This is a genomic window from Pseudomonas sp. RW10S2, from assembly GCF_014268985.1.
GTDB lineage: Bacteria > Pseudomonadota > Gammaproteobacteria > Pseudomonadales > Pseudomonadaceae > Aquipseudomonas > Aquipseudomonas wayambapalatensis.
This window is the reverse complement of sequence record NZ_JABWRO010000129.1, coordinates 1-14,948: the sequence shown is the minus strand read 5'-3', so window position 1 is coordinate 14,948 and position 14,948 is coordinate 1. Positions and strand designations below refer to the sequence as shown.

Below are 14,948 nucleotides of genomic sequence, written 5' to 3'. Positions count from 1 at the left end.
TGGCGGTTTTTTCATGCCTGCACGCGCCAGCTCTCCCCAAGGCTCGCCTGCAGATACTCCATGAACACGCGCACCTTGGCGGTCATGGCAAAGCGATCAGCCACGCACAGAAACACGTCCATCGGCTCGGTCTGCGCATACGCCTCACCGGGCTGGGCAGAGTCGAACAACGGCACCAACTGACCACTGTCCAGGTGCGGGCGCACAAGGAACTCGGCCAGGCGCGTCACCCCACCATCGTTGAGCGCCATTTCCGCCAGGGCCTCGATGTCATCGCTGATCAGCACGCGTCCGAACTCCGCCTCGAAGCGCATACCATCCCGCACGAATCCCCAGCGCAGCAGCCGCCCATCGACGGGGTAACGCAGCACCAGGCAGCGGTGATCCCGCAACGCCTCGGGCGTGGTCGGCCGGCCGGCCTGGGCCAGGTAGCCGGGCGAGGCACAGCAGACGAACGGGATACGGGCGATATGCCGGGCCAGCAAGTGGTCTTCCAACTGCGGAGTGATACGCAGGCTGACATCGACGTCTTCGCGGGCATGATTGACGCGACGATCACTCGCAACCATTTCTATCGAAAGCAGCGGATAGCGTGCACTGAAAGCAGGAATCAGTGGCGCCAGGATACGGCGCCCGAACGCCGATGTGGCGGCAATGCACAAGCGCCCTTGCGGTTCGGTATCGGGCGTGGTGACCGCTTGCTCGGCCAGGATCAGGTCGCGCTCCACATGCTTGACCCGGCTGTAATACTGGCTGCCAGCGGGCGTAAGGGCCATGCTGCGGGTGCTGCGCGACAGCAGGCGGACCTGCAGGTGCGCTTCCAGGCGTGCCAGGTTCTGGCTGACCGCTGCCGCACTCAGGCCCAGTGCGCGCGCCGCACCGGCAATGCTGCCGGCCTCGACGACCTTGATGAAACTGCGGATGGCGTTGAGCAGATCCATGGCGGGCCCTGGGGATTCGTAAGAATCTCTTTATAAAGAACTTAGCGCGACGGGTCTACAGCGCACAGGAGGCCATTGTTAACCTGCGCTTCTCATGTTCAACCAAGAGGCGCCCTCATGACTCCTTTGTCCCAGCCCCGCCGTCGCAAGCTGCGCGCCAGTGCCACACCCTATGTCTTCGCCTTCTACATGTCGGCGATCATGGCGATGCTGATGTGCTTCGTGATCACTGCTGCAACGGCCGGCATCGACCAGGACTACTTGCGCAAAGTACTCCAGGCCTATCAGTTGGCGATGCCGGTGGCGTTCGTCTGCGTGCTGATGGTGCGGCCCGTGGTGATGCGCCTGGTGGCAATCACCGTGCACCCGCACTGATCGCCCATCAACAGAAAGCGCTGCATCAAGGCTGCGACGCAATGGCCTTCTCGATAGCCGCCCGGAACGCCGGATCATCCGGCTTGGTCAGGCTGGAGAAATTGCCGATCACCTTGCCTCGCCGGTCCACCACGTACTTGTAGAAATTCCACTTGGGTGCACTGCTCTGCCTTGCCAGCTCGACGAACAGCGGGATCGCATCCTTGCCACGCACCGGCTGGGTCTTGGTCATGGTGAAGGTGACGCCGTAGTTGGCGTAGCAGACCTTGGCGGTCTTCTCGCTGTCGGCATCTTCCTGCTTGAAATCGTTGGAGGGGACGCCGAGCATTTCCAGCCCCTGCTCGTGGTACTCCTTGTAGGTAGCCTCCAGGCCCTCGAACTGCGGCGCGAAGCCGCAGTAACTGGCGGTATTGATCACCACCAACGGTTTACCGGCGTAGCGCTGGCACAGCTCGACCTGCCCTTTGCCACGCAGCTCCGGCAGGCTGCCCTGCAGCAGCGCCGGGCAGTCGGCCGCCCAAGTGGAAGCAGTGGCGGTCAGGGCCAGCAAAGGTACCGCGAACCAACGAGTGAGCATGTTCTTGTTCTCCTGCAAGACAATTCCTTGCCTTGCAGGGTAGCGCTTAACAAACACCCATGCCCAGTTGCATCAACGCCAATCCGCCCTGATGCCAGCCCCACCAGGCGAGCGCCACCACCAGCAGCGCACCCGCCACCAGCAGCCCGCGCAACAAGGCGCGGTTCATGCCGCCGTGGCCTGCAGGCGCGCAACCGGGCGTTCGCGCACCGGCCAGTTGAGGGCCGCCGCCAGCAGGCTGAGCAGGATGGAGATCTGCCAGACCAGGTCATAGCTGCCCGTGCGGTCATAGACCACCCCGCCCAGCCAGCCACCGAGGAAGGCGCCGAGCTGATGGAACAGGAACACGATACCCCCCAGCATCGACAGGTTGCGCACACCGAACAGGGTCGCCACCGTGCCATTGGTCAGCGGCACCGTCGACAACCACAACAGGCCCATGGCAATGCCGAACAGGTAGGCGCTGAATTCGGTCACCGGTATCCACAGGAACAGCACGATCACCACCGCCCGCAACAGATAGAGGCTAGTCAGCAGACGCGGCTTGGACATGCGTCCGCCCAGCCAGCCGGCAGTGTAGGTGCCAACGATGTTGAACAACCCGACCAGTGCCAGCACCGTGGTGCCGATGGTCGCTGGCAAGTGCTGGTCGACCAGATAGGCCGGCAGGTGCACACCGATGAACACCACCTGGAAACCGCAGACGAAAAAGCCCAGTGCCAGCAGCCAGAAACCGGAATGCGAGCACGCCTCGCGCAGTGCCTGGCCCAGCGTCTGCTCGCCGCCCTGGCTGGGCAGTGGCCGATCGCGCAGCAGCCCGACGAAAGGCACGATCAGCGCCACCATCAAACCCAGTACCAGCAGCGCTGCCGACCAGCCCAGCCACTGGATCAGCCCAAGCGTACCCGGCAGCATGGCGAACTGGCCGAACGATCCCGCCGCGCTGGCAATCCCCATGGCCATGCTGCGTTTTTCCGGCGGCACCGCGCGGCCAACCACGCCGAGGATTACCGAGAACGAGGTACCAGACAGCCCGATGCCGATCAGCAAGCCAGCACTCAGCGACAACGACCAGATCGAATCGGCCATGCCCATCAGTACCAGGCCGGCAGCGTAGAGAATGCCGCCAATGATCACCACCCGCGCCGCGCCCAGGCGATCGGCCAGCGCGCCGGCGAACGGCTGGGCCAATCCCCAGATCAGGTTCTGCAGGGCAATCGCGAAGGCGAAGACTTCACGCCCCCAGCCAAAATCGGCGCTCATGGGGGCCAGGAACAGGCCGAAGCCATGCCGCACACCCAGCGACAGCGCCAGGATCAGCGCCGCCCCGAGCAGCACCCAGCCACTGGTTCGCCAAACGGAAGTCATTGTTGTTGTCTCCTAACCATCGCAAGGTTTGTGCGGGTATATACCCGCTTTATAGGGCACATTTCAGGCCAAACGCTCCAACAAGCGAACCAGTTCATCGCGCTGCTCCTCGCCCAGATGCTCGACCAACTGTAGCTGAGCCTGCTCCCAGGCAGGATGTGCGGCAGCCAGGCACGCCTTGCCAGCCTCGGTCAGGCACACCAGGCGATTGCGCTGGTCGCTGCCCTCGCCAAGCGCCACCAACCCATCGGCCTCCAGCACCCGCAGGTTGCGACCCAAGGTGCTGCGGTCCAGGCCCATGGCCTCGGCCAGGCTGGTGATACTCGGCTGGTCGAGCCGCTGCAGATGACGCAACAAGGAAAACTGCGCGACATTGATACCGAAGCCCGCCAGGGCCTCGTCGTAATGTCGGCTCACCCCGCGGGCGGCACGACGCAGGTGGGTGCAGATGCATTCACTGGTCAACATGAAAGCGTGTATATACCCGCACCCAGGGATGTTGCAAGAAGTTTCTCGATTCGCTCATGGCTGCAAACGCCGACGAATCGGTTCGAATGCCTCACCGGCCTTACGCTCGAGCGGATCGGGCGCGCCCTCGTCGATAGCCTTCCAGTAGCGCCACGGCACCTTGCCGCTGCCCAGTTCGTAGTCCATGCCATCCCAGCTGTCCTCGCGAAAACTGTAGAAGGCCCAGTGCAGCCGCTCATGCACGAGCACTTCCAGAACGTCCTCCAGGTAGCGATGACAGCCCGGCAGACGGCGCATACAGCCGAACTCGCCGACCACCAGTCGTGAACGCGGGACCCGCATGGCCTCGGCCCATTGCAGCGGAAGTTGCAGGTACCGTCCTACCCGCGCCGCATCCCAGTGCTCGTCACGCCCCGCGAAAGGCACCATGCCCGGGTATTCGAACGGCCGCTTGCGCGCCATGTTCGGCGCACTGGTGGCAGCGTAGGGTTCGTACATGTGCACGCTGTAGAGCACACGCGCATCTGCCAGCGGCCTTGGCCAATAGCCGAAAGCATCGGCCGCGGCATACCAGCCGGCATCGACCATCACCGGGGTCTTGTCGTCCACTCCCCGGATCGCTGCCAGCAGCTTGGCAGACAGTGCCGGCAGATCACGCGGCCCGCCCTGCTGCCGCGCATACCAGGCTTTCATCTGCTCCTGCGAGGCATGCTCCGGCAGACCACCCTGCTTTTCCGGGGCGGGCTCATTGACCAGGTTATAGGCTGCGACAGCGGGATGGCCTTTCAATGCCTGCGCCAGGTCCCGCCAGAAGGCCGCGGACTGGACCCAGTAGCGCTTGTCCTGCCACAGCCGATCATCGAAATGACCCTGATTGTTCTGCGACCAGCGCATGCCCGGCAGCGAAAGCGGTGCGATGACCACTTTCAGGCCTGCACGCTGCGCGCGATCCAGCACCTGTTTCAGTGTGTCCAGATCTGCCTGGACAAGCTCTGTGTAGTTGTCGGCGTCGCCCAACAGGAAATCCCTGCCGGCCGGCTTCCATTTGTCGTACGAAAGCCGCACCCAGGTCGCACCGTAGGCTTGCAGCGCGTCGAAGTAAGCTTGCTCGGGCGGTAGGCGGTTGAAACTGTTACCACCGTGGCGCGGTGTGCCCCAGAAATCGATCAGATCAGCTGCTGGAGCCGTTAGCGGCACCAGTAACAACAGGCCGACAAGCAGACGGTAGAGCATCGGAGATTACCCCAGGGCACGGAAGGAAGCCGAGCGTAACCCTGCAAACACTGGGAAATTTCCACAATGATTGAAGGCAGATTCCGAATTTTCCCGGGTATCAATACAAAAGTGCCAGCCCCAATACCACCGTCAACTCCAGCAGTTCCAGCAGTGCACCTGCAGTGTCACCGGTGGTCCCGCCCAACCGGCGGCACATCTGCCGCCGCAAGAACGCAAAGACCAGCGCTGCCACCAGAAGCAGCCACAGCCCCAGCCAGCCACCCAACACCAGACAGCTCAGCGCACTGCCCAGCAGCACCCAGCCTGCCGCACGCCTGGGCAGGTGTTCGGCCAGTGCCGAGCCCAGCCCCCCCGCACGCACATAAGGTGTGCAGAGGAACAAACCGAGCATCGCAGCCCGCCCGACCACTGGCGCCAGAACCAACCAGGCACCCGCGCCACGCTCGACCAGCACCCACAAGGCGCAGAACTTCAACAGCAGCACCAGCACCAGAGTGACCACGGCAATCGGGCCACTGCGCGGGTCTTTCATGATCTGCAAGGTGCGCTCGCGGTCGCCGAAGCCACCCAGCCAGGCATCGGCACTGTCGGCCAGGCCATCCAGGTGCAGGGCGCCACTGAGCAGCACCCACAAGGTCAGCAGCAATGCCGCCTGCAACGGTGCCGCTGCCCCCTGCAGCAGCGCGCTGGCAGCCCACAGCAGCAGGCCGAACAGTAACCCGACGGCGGGGTAGAACAGCAGCGAGCGGCCCATCTGCCGCGGCTCCGGCATGCCCGGCAGGCTTACCGGTAGGCTGCTGAGAAACTGCAGGGCAATCCAGAACGGCAGCATCAGGCTACCTCACGCAACTGGCCGTCAGCCTGCAGCGCCAGACGTACCAACGCACCGTGCCCCACCTCGACCTGCAGCAACTGCTCACGCGGCAGGCCACGGGCACGCGCCAGCAACAAGCGCATGACACCGCCGTGGGTCACCAGCAGCACGCGCTTGCCCGAGTGTTGCCGGGCCAGGGTTTCGATCGCGGCCAGCACGCGCTCGGCGAAGTCGGCAACCGGCTCGCCTGCAGGCGGCGTGAAGGCGTAAGGGTCAGCCCAGAACAGCCCCAAGGCGTCAGCTTCGGTCTGCATGATCTGCGCCGCGCTGCGTCCTTCCCACTCGCCAAAGTGCAGCTCGCGCACACCTGCTTCGAGCTGCACCGGCAGTTGGAGACCTGCGCCCAGCTCGTCGGCGAAACGTGCACAACGTTGCAAGGGCGAACTGACCAGCACGTCCCAGGGCCCACCTTTCTCGACAGCCGCGCGCATCTGCGCCCAGCCCTGCGCGGTCAGGGCGTCGTCCAGGCTGCCGCGCAGGCCGCCGCCCAGTTCGGTCTCACCATGGCGCAGCAGATCGAGGATCATGCCGGGCGATCCGCGACCGCCGCTTCGGCGAAGGTCGCCATCTGCCCGTGCAGCGCGCAGGCCAGACGCATCAAAGGAACCGCCAGCGCAGCACCGCTGCCCTCGCCCAGGCGCAGCCCGAGGGCCAGCAGCGGTTCTGCCTGCAGCGCCTCGAGCAAGGCCCGATGCCCAGGCTCGGCGCCTTGGTGGGCGAACAGCAGCCACTGGCGGCACTGCGGATTGAGGCGCACGGCAACCAAGGCCGCCACGCTGCAGATGAAGCCGTCGACCAGCACCGCTATCCCTTCCTGCGCGCAGGCCAGGTACGCCCCCGCCAGCGCGGCGATCTCGAAACCACCGACGCAGGCCAATGCCCGCAACGGGTCGCCGTCCTGCAGGCCGTGCAATGTCAGGGCACGCTCGATCACCTCGGCCTTGTGCCGTACCCCGGCACTGTCGAGCCCGGTACCCGGGCCGCTCAGGGCATTGGCCGGGCACCCGAGCAACGCACTGGCCAGGGCCGCCGCTGCCGTGGTGTTGCCAATGCCCATCTCGCCACCGATGAACAACTGCGCGCCCTGCTCTGCTGCACGCAAGGCACTGTCGCGCCCGGCCGCTAGCGCGCCGCGCAGTTGCGCATCGGTCATCGCTGGCTGACAGGCGAAGTTGGCAGTACCGGTACCCAGGCGCAGGTGATGCACGCCCGGCAGTTGTAGTTCGGGGTCGATGGTCCCCAGGTCGACCACGTCCAGCGTCGCCTCCAGTTGACGCGCCAGCACGCTGATCGCCGCGCCACCGCCGACGAAATTGCGCAACATCTGGCCAGTCACTGCCTGGGGATAGGCGGAGATACCCTCCTCTACCACGCCATGGTCACCGGCAAACAGGCCGATTGCCACGCGCTCGAGGTTCGGACGCTCACGACCTTGCAGGCCGGCCAGGGTAATCGCCAGGGCTTCCAGCTGGCCCAGCGATCCGGCGGGTTTGGTCAGTTGCTGCTGACGGCTGCGCGCCTGCTCCATGGCGTCGTTGTCGAGGGGTTGGCAGGCATCGAGCCACCAGGTGGTGTTCATAGAGCAGGTCCTTTGAGCATGAGAGGAAGGCCGGCAACCGTGAGCACCACGCGCTCACAGCGTTCGGCCACGGCCTGGTGCAGCCAGCCGGCCAGGTCGACGTAACGACGGGTCAGCTCGCCCATGGGCACCACGCCCAGGCCGGTTTCGTTGCTGACCAGGATCAGCGTGCCCGGCAGGCTACCCAGGCAGTCGAGCAGCGCGTCACGCTCCTCGGCCAGGCGCTGCTCGTCGTTGAGCATCAGCAGATTGGTCAACCACAGGGTCAGGCAATCCACCAACAGGCAGCGCCCTTGGTCGGCTTCGGCACGCAGCACGCGGGCCAGGGCCAGAGGCTCTTCGATCAGCCCCCAGTCAGAAGGCCGACGCTCGCGGTGCAGGCGCACGCGTTCATTCATCTCGCCGTCCAGCGGCTCGCTGGTGGCGATGTAGGTGACCGGCAAACCACTGGCCGCAGCCAGTTGCTCGGCCAGGCGGCTCTTGCCCGAGCGGGCACCACCGAGGATCAGGTTGCGCATCTCAGGCGACTCCACACAAGGCGCGCAACTGCGCAGTGTCCAGGTGCTGCTCGATGAGGTCGGCCAGACGCTCGATATCGCGCTCGCGCAATGCCTCGTAATCGACCACCTCGACGTCATCCAGCCCGGCCCAGCGCAGCAGCGCGGCGCACGACTGGCTACCCTCGAACAGACCGTGCAGGTAGGTGGCGAGGATCTGCCCGTCGGCGCTGATCGCGCCATCGGCACGGCCATCTGCGAGCATCACCGCGGGCTGCTCCAGCGCAGGCCCCTGGGTGACACCTGCGTGAATCTCGTAGCCCGACACCGGTGTCTGCTCAAGGCTCAGCACGCCTGCGACATTGCGCAGCTGCTTCTCGGCTTCCAGCACCGTGGCGTAGTCGAACAGGCCCAGCCCAGCGCTCGAACCTGCTGGCCCCTCCAGCCCGAGCGGGTCGTGCACCTGGCGCCCGAGCATCTGCAGCCCGCCACAGATGCCGATGAGCTTGCCACCATAACGCAGATGGCGGGCAATGGCGCTGTCCCAGCCGCGCTCGCGCAATTGCGCCAGGTCACCGCGCACGCTCTTGGAGCCGGGCAGGATGATCAGGTCGGCAGGCGGGATCGGCTGGCCGGGTCCGATGAACTGCAAGTCCACCTGCGGGTGCAGGCGCAGCGGGTCGAAGTCGGTGTGGTTGCTGATGCGCGGCAGCACCGGAACGATCACCTTGAGCACACGATCGCCCTTGAGCGACTGGCGCCGGTCAATGCCGTCCTCGGCCTCCAGGTGCAGGTCGGTGACGTAGGGCAATACGCCCAGCACCGGTTTGCCGGTACGCTGCTCGAGCCAGTCCAGGCCCGGTTGCAGCAAGGCGATGTCACCGCGAAAACGGTTGATGACAAACCCCTTCACCCTCACCTGCTCGCTGGGCGACAGCAGTTCGAGGGTGCCGACCAGGTGGGCGAAAACGCCCCCACGGTTGATATCGGCCACCAGGATCACCGGGCAGTCCACTGCCTCGGCAAACCCCATGTTGGCGATATCGCCGGCGCGCAGGTTGATCTCGGCGGGCGAGCCTGCACCTTCGACCATCACCACCGGGTAGGCGGCGCTCAGGCGCTGGTGCGAGGCCAGCACCGCCTGCATGGCGATGGCCTTGTAGTCGTGGTAGGCGACGGCGTTCATGCTGGTTACCGCGCGGCCATGGACGATGACCTGGGCGCCAGTGTCGCTGTTGGGCTTGAGCAGTACCGGGTTCATGTCGGTGTGCGGCGCCAGCCGGCAGGCCTGGGCCTGCACCGCCTGGGCGCGGCCAATCTCGCCACCGTCGGCGGTCACCGCGCTGTTGAGCGCCATGTTCTGCGGCTTGAACGGCACCACGCCGACACCCTGGCGCAACAGCCAGCGGCACAGGGCGGTAACCAGCGTGCTCTTGCCGGCATCGGAGGTGGTGCCTTGCACCATGAGGGTGGTCATGCCGATTCCTTCTGGAAGTCTTGCAGCGCCTGGCGCAGGCGCTGTTCATCCGCCGCACAGGCGGGCAAGCCAAAGCGCAGGGCGGCAGGCGTTTCGAACAGGCGCACGAGAATGCCGCGACGGGCGAGAAAGTCATGCAACTGCGCGGCGCGCGGATCACGCAGGTACTGGAACAGGTTACAGGCGCCAGTGGCGGGCAAGCCGGACTCGGCCAACAGTGCTGCCAGGCGTGCGCTGGCTTCGGCGCAGCGCAGGATCTGCGCCTGCTGCGAGGCATGGTCGGCGAAGCACGACTGGCCGATGATTCGAGTCGGGCCGCTGACCGTCCATGGCCCCAGCATCTCGGCCAGGTGCTGCAACAGTGGCGCCTCAGCCATGACGAAGCCCAGACGCACACCGGCCAGACCAAAGAACTTGCCGAACGAACGCAGCACGATCAATCCAGCACGTCCGCTCTGGTCGATGAGGCTGTGTGCCGGGGTGTTGTCCATGAACGCCTCGTCCACCACCAGCCAGCCGCCGCGCCGGGCCAGGCGAGCGTGCCAGGCGAGCAGACGCTCGCGCGGTACGCAGCGCCCGGTCGGATTGTTCGGGTTGACCAGCAACAGCACATCGAGACTGTCCAGGGCCTCTTCGACCTGGTCGTCATCGAGCGCGACAAGCTCATGCCCGGCGCGCTGCCAGGCGTGCGGATGCTCGGCATAGCACGGCGACAACACGCCAACACGCCCGCGCGCGCGCAAGTGCGGCAAGGCCTGGATCGCCGCCTGGGAACCGGCCACCGCGAGCAGCTCATCGACACCGTAATAGGCGCGCGCGGCCTGCTCCAGGCCATCCTCGACCTCGGGCAGGCGCGCCCAGGCATCCAGCGGAATCGGTGGGATGGCGAAGGACCAGGGAGCGATACCGCTGGACAGGTCGAGCCAGTCTTCGCGTGCGATACCGTACTGGCGCATCGCGCGCAGCAGGCGACCACCATGTTCAAGCATAGAGCCAGGCCCCCGTGCAGATCACCAGCAGCCACAGCCATACGCCGCGCTGCACCAGGCTCCAGCCGCGCTCGATGGCATCGGCATCGGCCACCGGCCCCTCACCCAGACGGGCGCGTTCGTGCAGCTCGCCGTGGTACACCGCCGGGCCTCCCAGCTCCACGCCCAGGGCGCCGGCCCCTGCGGCCATCACCGGGCCCGCGTTGGGGCTGTCCCACAGTGGCGCCTGGCTGCGCCAGCACCTCAAGGCCAGGCGGGTCTTGCCCAGCAACGCGTAGGTCAGTGCCACCAGCCTGGCCGGCAGGAAGTTGAGCACATCGTCGATGCGCGCCGCAGCCCAGCCAAAGCGCTCGAAGCGCTCATTGCGATAGCCCCACATGGCATCCAGGGTATTGCTCAGGCGATACAGCACCACGCCCGGCGCACCGGCCACGACGAACCAGAACAGCGCGGCGAACACCGCATCGCTGCCATTCTCCAGCACCGACTCGGTGGCGGCGCGGGCCACGGCAGCCTCGTCGAGCTCGCGGGTCTCGCGGCTGACCAGATAGCCTACCCGTCGCCGTGCTTCATCCAGATCCCCTTGGCGCAGGGCCTGGGCCACGGGCAATACATGCTCGCCCAGGCTGCGCATGCCCAGCGCGCAATACAGCGCCAGGGCGTCCACCAGCCAACCGATGTAGGGCAGCCACGACAGGATCAGCGCCAGCAGGGTCAAGGGCACCACGGCCAGGAACCAGGCACTGACGCCGTGGCTGCGCCAGCCACGGCCACCGGCATTCAAGCGCTGCTCCAGACGCCCGGCGAAGTTGCCGAAAGCCACCAGAGGATGACGCCGCTGCGGCTCCCCCAACAGCGCATCCAGCGCCACACCGGCGACGGTCAGCAAGGCGATGCTCATGGCCGCTCTCCCCATTGGTTCTCGTAGAGCATCTCGCTCAGCGGCCGCTCACGCGCCCAGTCTTCCAGCGCCAGCATGGGCGCTTCGTAAAATTTCGCCACCGGCCCCAGGCACAACACCGCCACCGGCTTGGCCCCAGTCGGCATGCCCAGCAGCTCGCCCAGCGCCTGCGGGTCGAACAGCGACACCCAACCCATCCCCAGCCCCTCGGCGCGTGCGGCCAGCCAAAGGTTCTGGATCGCGCAGGCCATCGACGCCAGGTCCATTTCCGGCAGGGTGCGGCGGCCGAAGATGTGCGGCTCGCGCTTGTCCATCAAGGCGGCAACCAGCACCTCGGCGCACTCGCCGATGCCTTCGACCTTGAGCTTCATGAATGCATCGGAGCGCTCGCCGAGGGCCTCGGCGGTGCGAATCCGCTCTTCCTCCACCAGCGCCTGGATGCGCAAGCGCAGATCGCGCTGGCTGATCCGAATGAAGCGCCAGGGCTGCATCAACCCGACGCTGGGCGCCTGGTGCGCGGCGGCCAGCAGCCGGGCAAGCAGCGCAGGCGCCACGTCGCCGCCAATGAAGTGGCGCATGTCGCGACGCTCGCCGATCGCGCGGTAGACCGCAGCGCGCTCGGCCTCGCTGAAAGCGTGTTCGTTCATGGTCGCAACAGCGCCACCGCCGCTTCGGGGTTGGAAGGGAAATAGAAGTGCACGTAGGACGCCGTCAAGCGCCCCAGACGATAGACCGCCTCGTTGCCACGTCCGCCATTGGGGCTCAGGCCACGGGCGATGGGCACAAGCTCGGTGGTAGTCAGGGAATGATGGTAGGTATGGCCACGCAGGGTGCCTTCAGGCAACTCGACAGCCTGCAGCGCCAAGGCGGCGAGGCGCTTCTGCATCACGGCTTCGCCGGGCAACAGTCCCAGCAGCTCGGCGCGCTCGCCCGCAACGTCGGTCAAGGCATCGAGCAGATAGAGCATGCCGCCGCATTCGGCCAACAAGGGTTTGCCTTCGGCATGATGGCCGCGGATCGCCTCGCGCATCGGCGCGTTGGCCGCCAGGGCGTGGTGATGCAGTTCGGGGTAGCCGCCAGGCAAATACAGGCTGTCGACCACAGGCAGGTGGCGATCGTGCAACGGGGAGAAGAACACCAGCTCCGCGCCGTGATCGCGCAGGAGGTCGAGATTGGCGCCATAGAGGAAGGCGAAGGCCTCGTCGCGGGCCACACCGATGCGCACACCGGCCAGGCTTGCGGCCGAGTGCACGGTTTGTGGCTCGACAAAGGCCACCGGTGGCGGCAAGGCAGCATCGCAGCTGGCGCCCAAGGCCTCGGCGGCGGCGTCCAGGCGTGCATCCAGATCGTTCAGCTCACTGGCCTGGACCAGCCCGAGGTGACGGCTGGGCAATTCGATGCCGCGCTCGCGAGACAACCCGCCATACCAGCGCAAGCCTTCGGTCAGGCTGCCTTCGAGCAGTTGCGCATGACGCAGGCTGCCGACCCGGTTGGCCAGCACGCCAGCGAATGGCAGGTCGGGCTGGTAGCGCGCCAGCCCCAGGGCCAGGGCCCCGAAGGTCTGGGCCATGGCAGTGCCATCGATCACCGCCAGCACCGGCACGCCGAAATGCCGCGCCAGGTCGGCGCTCGACGGCGTGCCGTCGAACAGCCCCATGACACCCTCGATGAGGATCAGGTCGGCTTCGGCGGCGGCGTCCCACAACAGGCGGCGGCTCTCCTGCTCGCCGATCATCCACATGTCCAACTGATACACCGGGGCGCCACTGGCGCGCTCCAGGATCATCGGGTCGAGAAAATCCGGCCCGCACTTGAACACCCGCACCTTGCGCCCGAGGTTGCGGTGCAGGCGCGCCAGGGCGGCAGTGACGGTGGTCTTGCCCTGGCCGGAGGCCGGTGCGGCGATCAACACCGCTGGGCAATGACGGGTGGCTCGACTCACAGTTCAACGCCCTTCTGTGCGCGGATACCGGCCTGGAAGGCGTGCTTGAGCATGCCCATCTCGGTCACGGTGTCGGCCAGCTCGATCATCTCCGGCTTGGCGGCGCGGCCCGTGACGATGACGTGCTGCATCGGTGGACGGGCCTGGATGTCCGAGAGCACCTGGTCGAGGTCGAGGTAGCCGTGCTTGAGGGCGATATTCAGCTCGTCGAGCACCACGAACTGCACCGACGGGTCCTGCAGCAACTGGCGGGAGACCGCCCAGGCCGCTTCTGCAGCCGCGATGTCGCGCTGGCGGTCCTGGGTTTCCCAGGTGAAGCCCTCGCCCATCACGTGGTAGCGCACTTCATTGGGGAAGCGGCGGAAGAACAGCTCTTCGCCAGTGCTGTTGCGACCCTTGATGAACTGCACCACCCCGCACTGCATGCCATGCCCCAGCGCGCGGGCGAGCATGCCGAAGGCCGAGCTGCTCTTGCCCTTGCCATTGCCCGTGAGCACCAGCAGCAGGCCACATTCGTTGGGGGAGTTGGCGATACGTTCGTCGATGATCGCTTTTTTGCGCTGCATGCGCGCCAAGTGGCGTTCGTCGCGTTCGGTGGATTCGCTCATCAGGGGTTCTCCGCAAGCTGTCGACGCGCCGGTCGGGCACTCGCGGGCGGGCACCAGGCAACGACAGAAAACAAGGCAGGCAGGCGAAGGGAGCGCGCAAAAGCCGTGGCGACACCACGGGGCAGCGCGCATCACCCTCCGTGATGCCGTTGGCAGTGACAGGCCGGTCTCCGGGCTCGTGAGCCGGGCCTTGGCCCGAAACCGCGCGCCTTCCCGGGTGTGGACACCCAGTGGCCTTGCGCGGCCTTGACTCACCTACCGTTGCGGGGGCAGCGCCGGATTCGCGCCCTGCTGGCACCCACCGGCTTCCCAGTTTCACCCTGCCGGAGCTGATCCGCAGAGCACCTGAAACACGCCGCGAAGGTTAGAGGGTTGCACCGGGAGCGTCAATTAAACGCGGACGATGAACGGTTGATCTGGAAGCTTGTCTCACTATTGAAGCGGTGATATCACATAGCCATCACCGGCTGTACGCGACCATAATAAAAGGAGAGCGCGGCATGCAAGGCTTGATCATCAACAACCCGCACCTGGAGTTCCTGCGCCCGGCCCTGGAGCGCTGGATCGACTGCATCGACCGTTTCAACCAGATCCACGGCGACGGCGACGCGCCCTACTGGCATGGTGCCCAGGCCAATGCCGGTATTCTCGCCGCGGCGGCCTGGCAGGCCGAGCTGGTGGCGTTGCAGCACTATCAGAGCAAGAAGCAGCGTGACGAAGGTGAGCGCGAAGGGCGCTGCGATCTGTCGATTGCCGGTGCCGAACACTCCATTCATCTGCACACTGAACAGCGCTGGCCGAAGATCGCCCGCCTGGATCTGGCGGGGGCCCTGCAGGAGGCGGCGACGTTGGCGCGGCTGACAGCCTATCCCAGCCAGCTCAAGGCCGGGGCGCTGTTCGTCAGCCCGTGGAAGGCGGGGCAGAATGCAAGCCCCGAGGAACTGCAGGATCTGGTCGATGACCTGAACAAGCACACGGCCTGTGCGATTGCCTGGTACTTCCCGTATGCGTACCGCAAGCTGCATAACGAGTCGGGGCAATACCATCCGGGGGTGGCGCTGCTGCTCAAGCAGGCTTGAATGTACGTCCGGGGGGGGGGGGGGGGCCCCCCCCCCC

The 14,948-nt window shown here is 66.0% G+C and carries 18 protein-coding genes and 1 riboswitch; of the genes, 2 read left to right on the top strand and 16 right to left on the bottom strand.

Annotated features, from left to right (window positions below; genetic code table 11):
- Positions 1–11 precede the first annotated feature (11 nt).
- Positions 12–941: a LysR family transcriptional regulator gene (locus HU729_RS21955; protein WP_186711543.1), complete on the bottom strand. Its 930-nt coding sequence runs from the start codon at positions 939–941 to the stop codon at positions 12–14.
- A gap of 117 nt (positions 942–1,058) precedes the next feature.
- Here HU729_RS21955 and HU729_RS21950 point away from each other — a divergent pair, with 117 nt between their 5' ends.
- The gene (locus HU729_RS21950) at positions 1,059–1,316 is read left to right on the top strand and encodes a DUF2798 domain-containing protein (RefSeq protein ID WP_065862204.1); all 258 of its coding nucleotides are present in this window, start codon (positions 1,059–1,061) and stop codon (positions 1,314–1,316) included.
- Between the two features lie 25 nt (positions 1,317–1,341).
- Here the strand turns inward: HU729_RS21950 and HU729_RS21945 are convergent, their stop codons facing one another.
- The 15 genes from HU729_RS21945 to cobO all read right to left on the bottom strand — a co-directional run bounded on the left by HU729_RS21945 (position 1,342) and on the right by cobO (position 13,832).
- Positions 1,342–1,893, bottom strand: a complete 552-nt coding sequence (locus tag HU729_RS21945; protein WP_186667130.1) for a glutathione peroxidase — start codon at positions 1,891–1,893, stop codon at positions 1,342–1,344.
- Positions 1,894–1,939: 46 nt separating this feature from the next.
- The gene (locus HU729_RS25990) at positions 1,940–2,062 is read right to left on the bottom strand and encodes a hypothetical protein (RefSeq protein WP_272979658.1); all 123 of its coding nucleotides are present in this window, start codon (positions 2,060–2,062) and stop codon (positions 1,940–1,942) included.
- Positions 2,059–3,261, bottom strand: coding sequence for an MFS transporter (locus HU729_RS21940; RefSeq protein WP_186711542.1), 1,203 nt, complete (start codon positions 3,259–3,261; stop codon positions 2,059–2,061). Before HU729_RS21940 ends, HU729_RS25990 begins: the two co-directional genes overlap by 4 nt.
- Positions 3,262–3,324: 63 nt before the next feature.
- Positions 3,325–3,729, bottom strand: a complete 405-nt coding sequence (locus HU729_RS21935; RefSeq protein ID WP_186711541.1) for a MarR family winged helix-turn-helix transcriptional regulator — start codon at positions 3,727–3,729, stop codon at positions 3,325–3,327.
- 54 nt (positions 3,730–3,783) lie between these two features.
- Complete coding sequence (locus HU729_RS21930) at positions 3,784–4,896, bottom strand: cellulase family glycosylhydrolase (RefSeq protein WP_346655314.1); 1,113 nt, start codon at positions 4,894–4,896, stop codon at positions 3,784–3,786.
- 166 nt (positions 4,897–5,062) lie between these two features.
- Positions 5,063–5,797, bottom strand: a complete 735-nt coding sequence (locus HU729_RS21925; RefSeq protein WP_186711539.1) for an adenosylcobinamide-GDP ribazoletransferase — start codon at positions 5,795–5,797, stop codon at positions 5,063–5,065.
- Complete coding sequence (gene cobC, locus HU729_RS21920) at positions 5,797–6,366, bottom strand: alpha-ribazole phosphatase family protein (RefSeq protein WP_186667135.1); 570 nt, start codon at positions 6,364–6,366, stop codon at positions 5,797–5,799. The genes HU729_RS21925 and cobC overlap by 1 nt, the downstream gene beginning before the upstream one ends.
- A complete protein-coding gene (cobT, locus tag HU729_RS21915) occupies positions 6,363–7,418 on the bottom strand; it encodes a nicotinate-nucleotide--dimethylbenzimidazole phosphoribosyltransferase (protein ID WP_186711538.1) in 1,056 nt (351 codons plus the stop codon). The genes cobC and cobT overlap by 4 nt, the downstream gene beginning before the upstream one ends.
- Complete coding sequence (cobU, locus tag HU729_RS21910; protein WP_186711537.1) at positions 7,415–7,936, bottom strand: bifunctional adenosylcobinamide kinase/adenosylcobinamide-phosphate guanylyltransferase; 522 nt, start codon at positions 7,934–7,936, stop codon at positions 7,415–7,417. Before cobU ends, cobT begins: the two co-directional genes overlap by 4 nt.
- Before the next feature lies 1 nt (position 7,937).
- Positions 7,938–9,392, bottom strand: a complete 1,455-nt coding sequence (locus HU729_RS21905; RefSeq protein ID WP_186711536.1) for a cobyric acid synthase — start codon at positions 9,390–9,392, stop codon at positions 7,938–7,940.
- Positions 9,389–10,381: a threonine-phosphate decarboxylase CobD gene (gene cobD / locus HU729_RS21900; RefSeq protein ID WP_186711535.1), complete on the bottom strand. Its 993-nt coding sequence runs from the start codon at positions 10,379–10,381 to the stop codon at positions 9,389–9,391. The genes HU729_RS21905 and cobD overlap by 4 nt, the downstream gene beginning before the upstream one ends.
- A complete protein-coding gene (gene cbiB, locus HU729_RS21895; protein WP_186667140.1) occupies positions 10,374–11,282 on the bottom strand; it encodes an adenosylcobinamide-phosphate synthase CbiB in 909 nt (302 codons plus the stop codon). Before cbiB ends, cobD begins: the two co-directional genes overlap by 8 nt.
- A complete protein-coding gene (gene bluB, locus HU729_RS21890; protein WP_186711534.1) occupies positions 11,279–11,929 on the bottom strand; it encodes a 5,6-dimethylbenzimidazole synthase in 651 nt (216 codons plus the stop codon). The genes cbiB and bluB overlap by 4 nt, the downstream gene beginning before the upstream one ends.
- The gene (locus tag HU729_RS21885; RefSeq protein ID WP_186667142.1) at positions 11,926–13,224 is read right to left on the bottom strand and encodes a cobyrinate a,c-diamide synthase; all 1,299 of its coding nucleotides are present in this window, start codon (positions 13,222–13,224) and stop codon (positions 11,926–11,928) included. The genes bluB and HU729_RS21885 overlap by 4 nt, the downstream gene beginning before the upstream one ends.
- Positions 13,221–13,832: a cob(I)yrinic acid a,c-diamide adenosyltransferase gene (gene cobO, locus HU729_RS21880; RefSeq protein ID WP_065862217.1), complete on the bottom strand. Its 612-nt coding sequence runs from the start codon at positions 13,830–13,832 to the stop codon at positions 13,221–13,223. Before cobO ends, HU729_RS21885 begins: the two co-directional genes overlap by 4 nt.
- Positions 13,833–13,975: 143 nt before the next feature.
- Positions 13,976–14,196, bottom strand: a riboswitch (cobalamin riboswitch).
- A 136-nt stretch (positions 14,197–14,332) separates the two neighbouring features.
- Between cobO and HU729_RS21875 the strand changes: the two genes are divergently transcribed.
- Complete coding sequence (locus tag HU729_RS21875; protein WP_186711533.1) at positions 14,333–14,911, top strand: hypothetical protein; 579 nt, start codon at positions 14,333–14,335, stop codon at positions 14,909–14,911.
- Positions 14,912–14,948: the final 37 nt, after the last annotated feature.

Excerpts from the sequence above, each read along its gene's own strand:
- HU729_RS21955 (WP_186711543.1), bottom strand. The coding sequence starts at position 941 with ATGGATCTGCTCAACGCCATCCGCAGTTTCATCAAGGTCGTCGAGGCC.
- HU729_RS21950 (WP_065862204.1), top strand. The coding sequence starts at position 1,059 with ATGACTCCTTTGTCCCAGCCCCGCCGTCGCAAGCTGCGCGCCAGTGCC.
- HU729_RS21945 (WP_186667130.1), bottom strand. The coding sequence starts at position 1,893 with ATGCTCACTCGTTGGTTCGCGGTACCTTTGCTGGCCCTGACCGCCACT.
- HU729_RS25990 (WP_272979658.1), bottom strand. The coding sequence starts at position 2,062 with ATGAACCGCGCCTTGTTGCGCGGGCTGCTGGTGGCGGGTGCGCTGCTG.
- HU729_RS21940 (WP_186711542.1), bottom strand. The coding sequence starts at position 3,261 with ATGACTTCCGTTTGGCGAACCAGTGGCTGGGTGCTGCTCGGGGCGGCG.
- HU729_RS21935 (WP_186711541.1), bottom strand. The coding sequence starts at position 3,729 with ATGTTGACCAGTGAATGCATCTGCACCCACCTGCGTCGTGCCGCCCGC.
- HU729_RS21925 (WP_186711539.1), bottom strand. The coding sequence starts at position 5,797 with ATGCTGCCGTTCTGGATTGCCCTGCAGTTTCTCAGCAGCCTACCGGTA.
- cobC (WP_186667135.1), bottom strand. The coding sequence starts at position 6,366 with ATGATCCTCGATCTGCTGCGCCATGGTGAGACCGAACTGGGCGGCGGC.
- cobT (WP_186711538.1), bottom strand. The coding sequence starts at position 7,418 with ATGAACACCACCTGGTGGCTCGATGCCTGCCAACCCCTCGACAACGAC.
- cobU (WP_186711537.1), bottom strand. The coding sequence starts at position 7,936 with ATGCGCAACCTGATCCTCGGTGGTGCCCGCTCGGGCAAGAGCCGCCTG.
- HU729_RS21905 (WP_186711536.1), bottom strand. The coding sequence starts at position 9,392 with ATGACCACCCTCATGGTGCAAGGCACCACCTCCGATGCCGGCAAGAGC.
- cobD (WP_186711535.1), bottom strand. The coding sequence starts at position 10,381 with ATGCTTGAACATGGTGGTCGCCTGCTGCGCGCGATGCGCCAGTACGGT.
- cbiB (WP_186667140.1), bottom strand. The coding sequence starts at position 11,282 with ATGAGCATCGCCTTGCTGACCGTCGCCGGTGTGGCGCTGGATGCGCTG.
- bluB (WP_186711534.1), bottom strand. The coding sequence starts at position 11,929 with ATGAACGAACACGCTTTCAGCGAGGCCGAGCGCGCTGCGGTCTACCGC.
- cobO (WP_065862217.1), bottom strand. The coding sequence starts at position 13,832 with ATGAGCGAATCCACCGAACGCGACGAACGCCACTTGGCGCGCATGCAG.
- HU729_RS21875 (WP_186711533.1), top strand. The coding sequence starts at position 14,333 with ATGCAAGGCTTGATCATCAACAACCCGCACCTGGAGTTCCTGCGCCCG.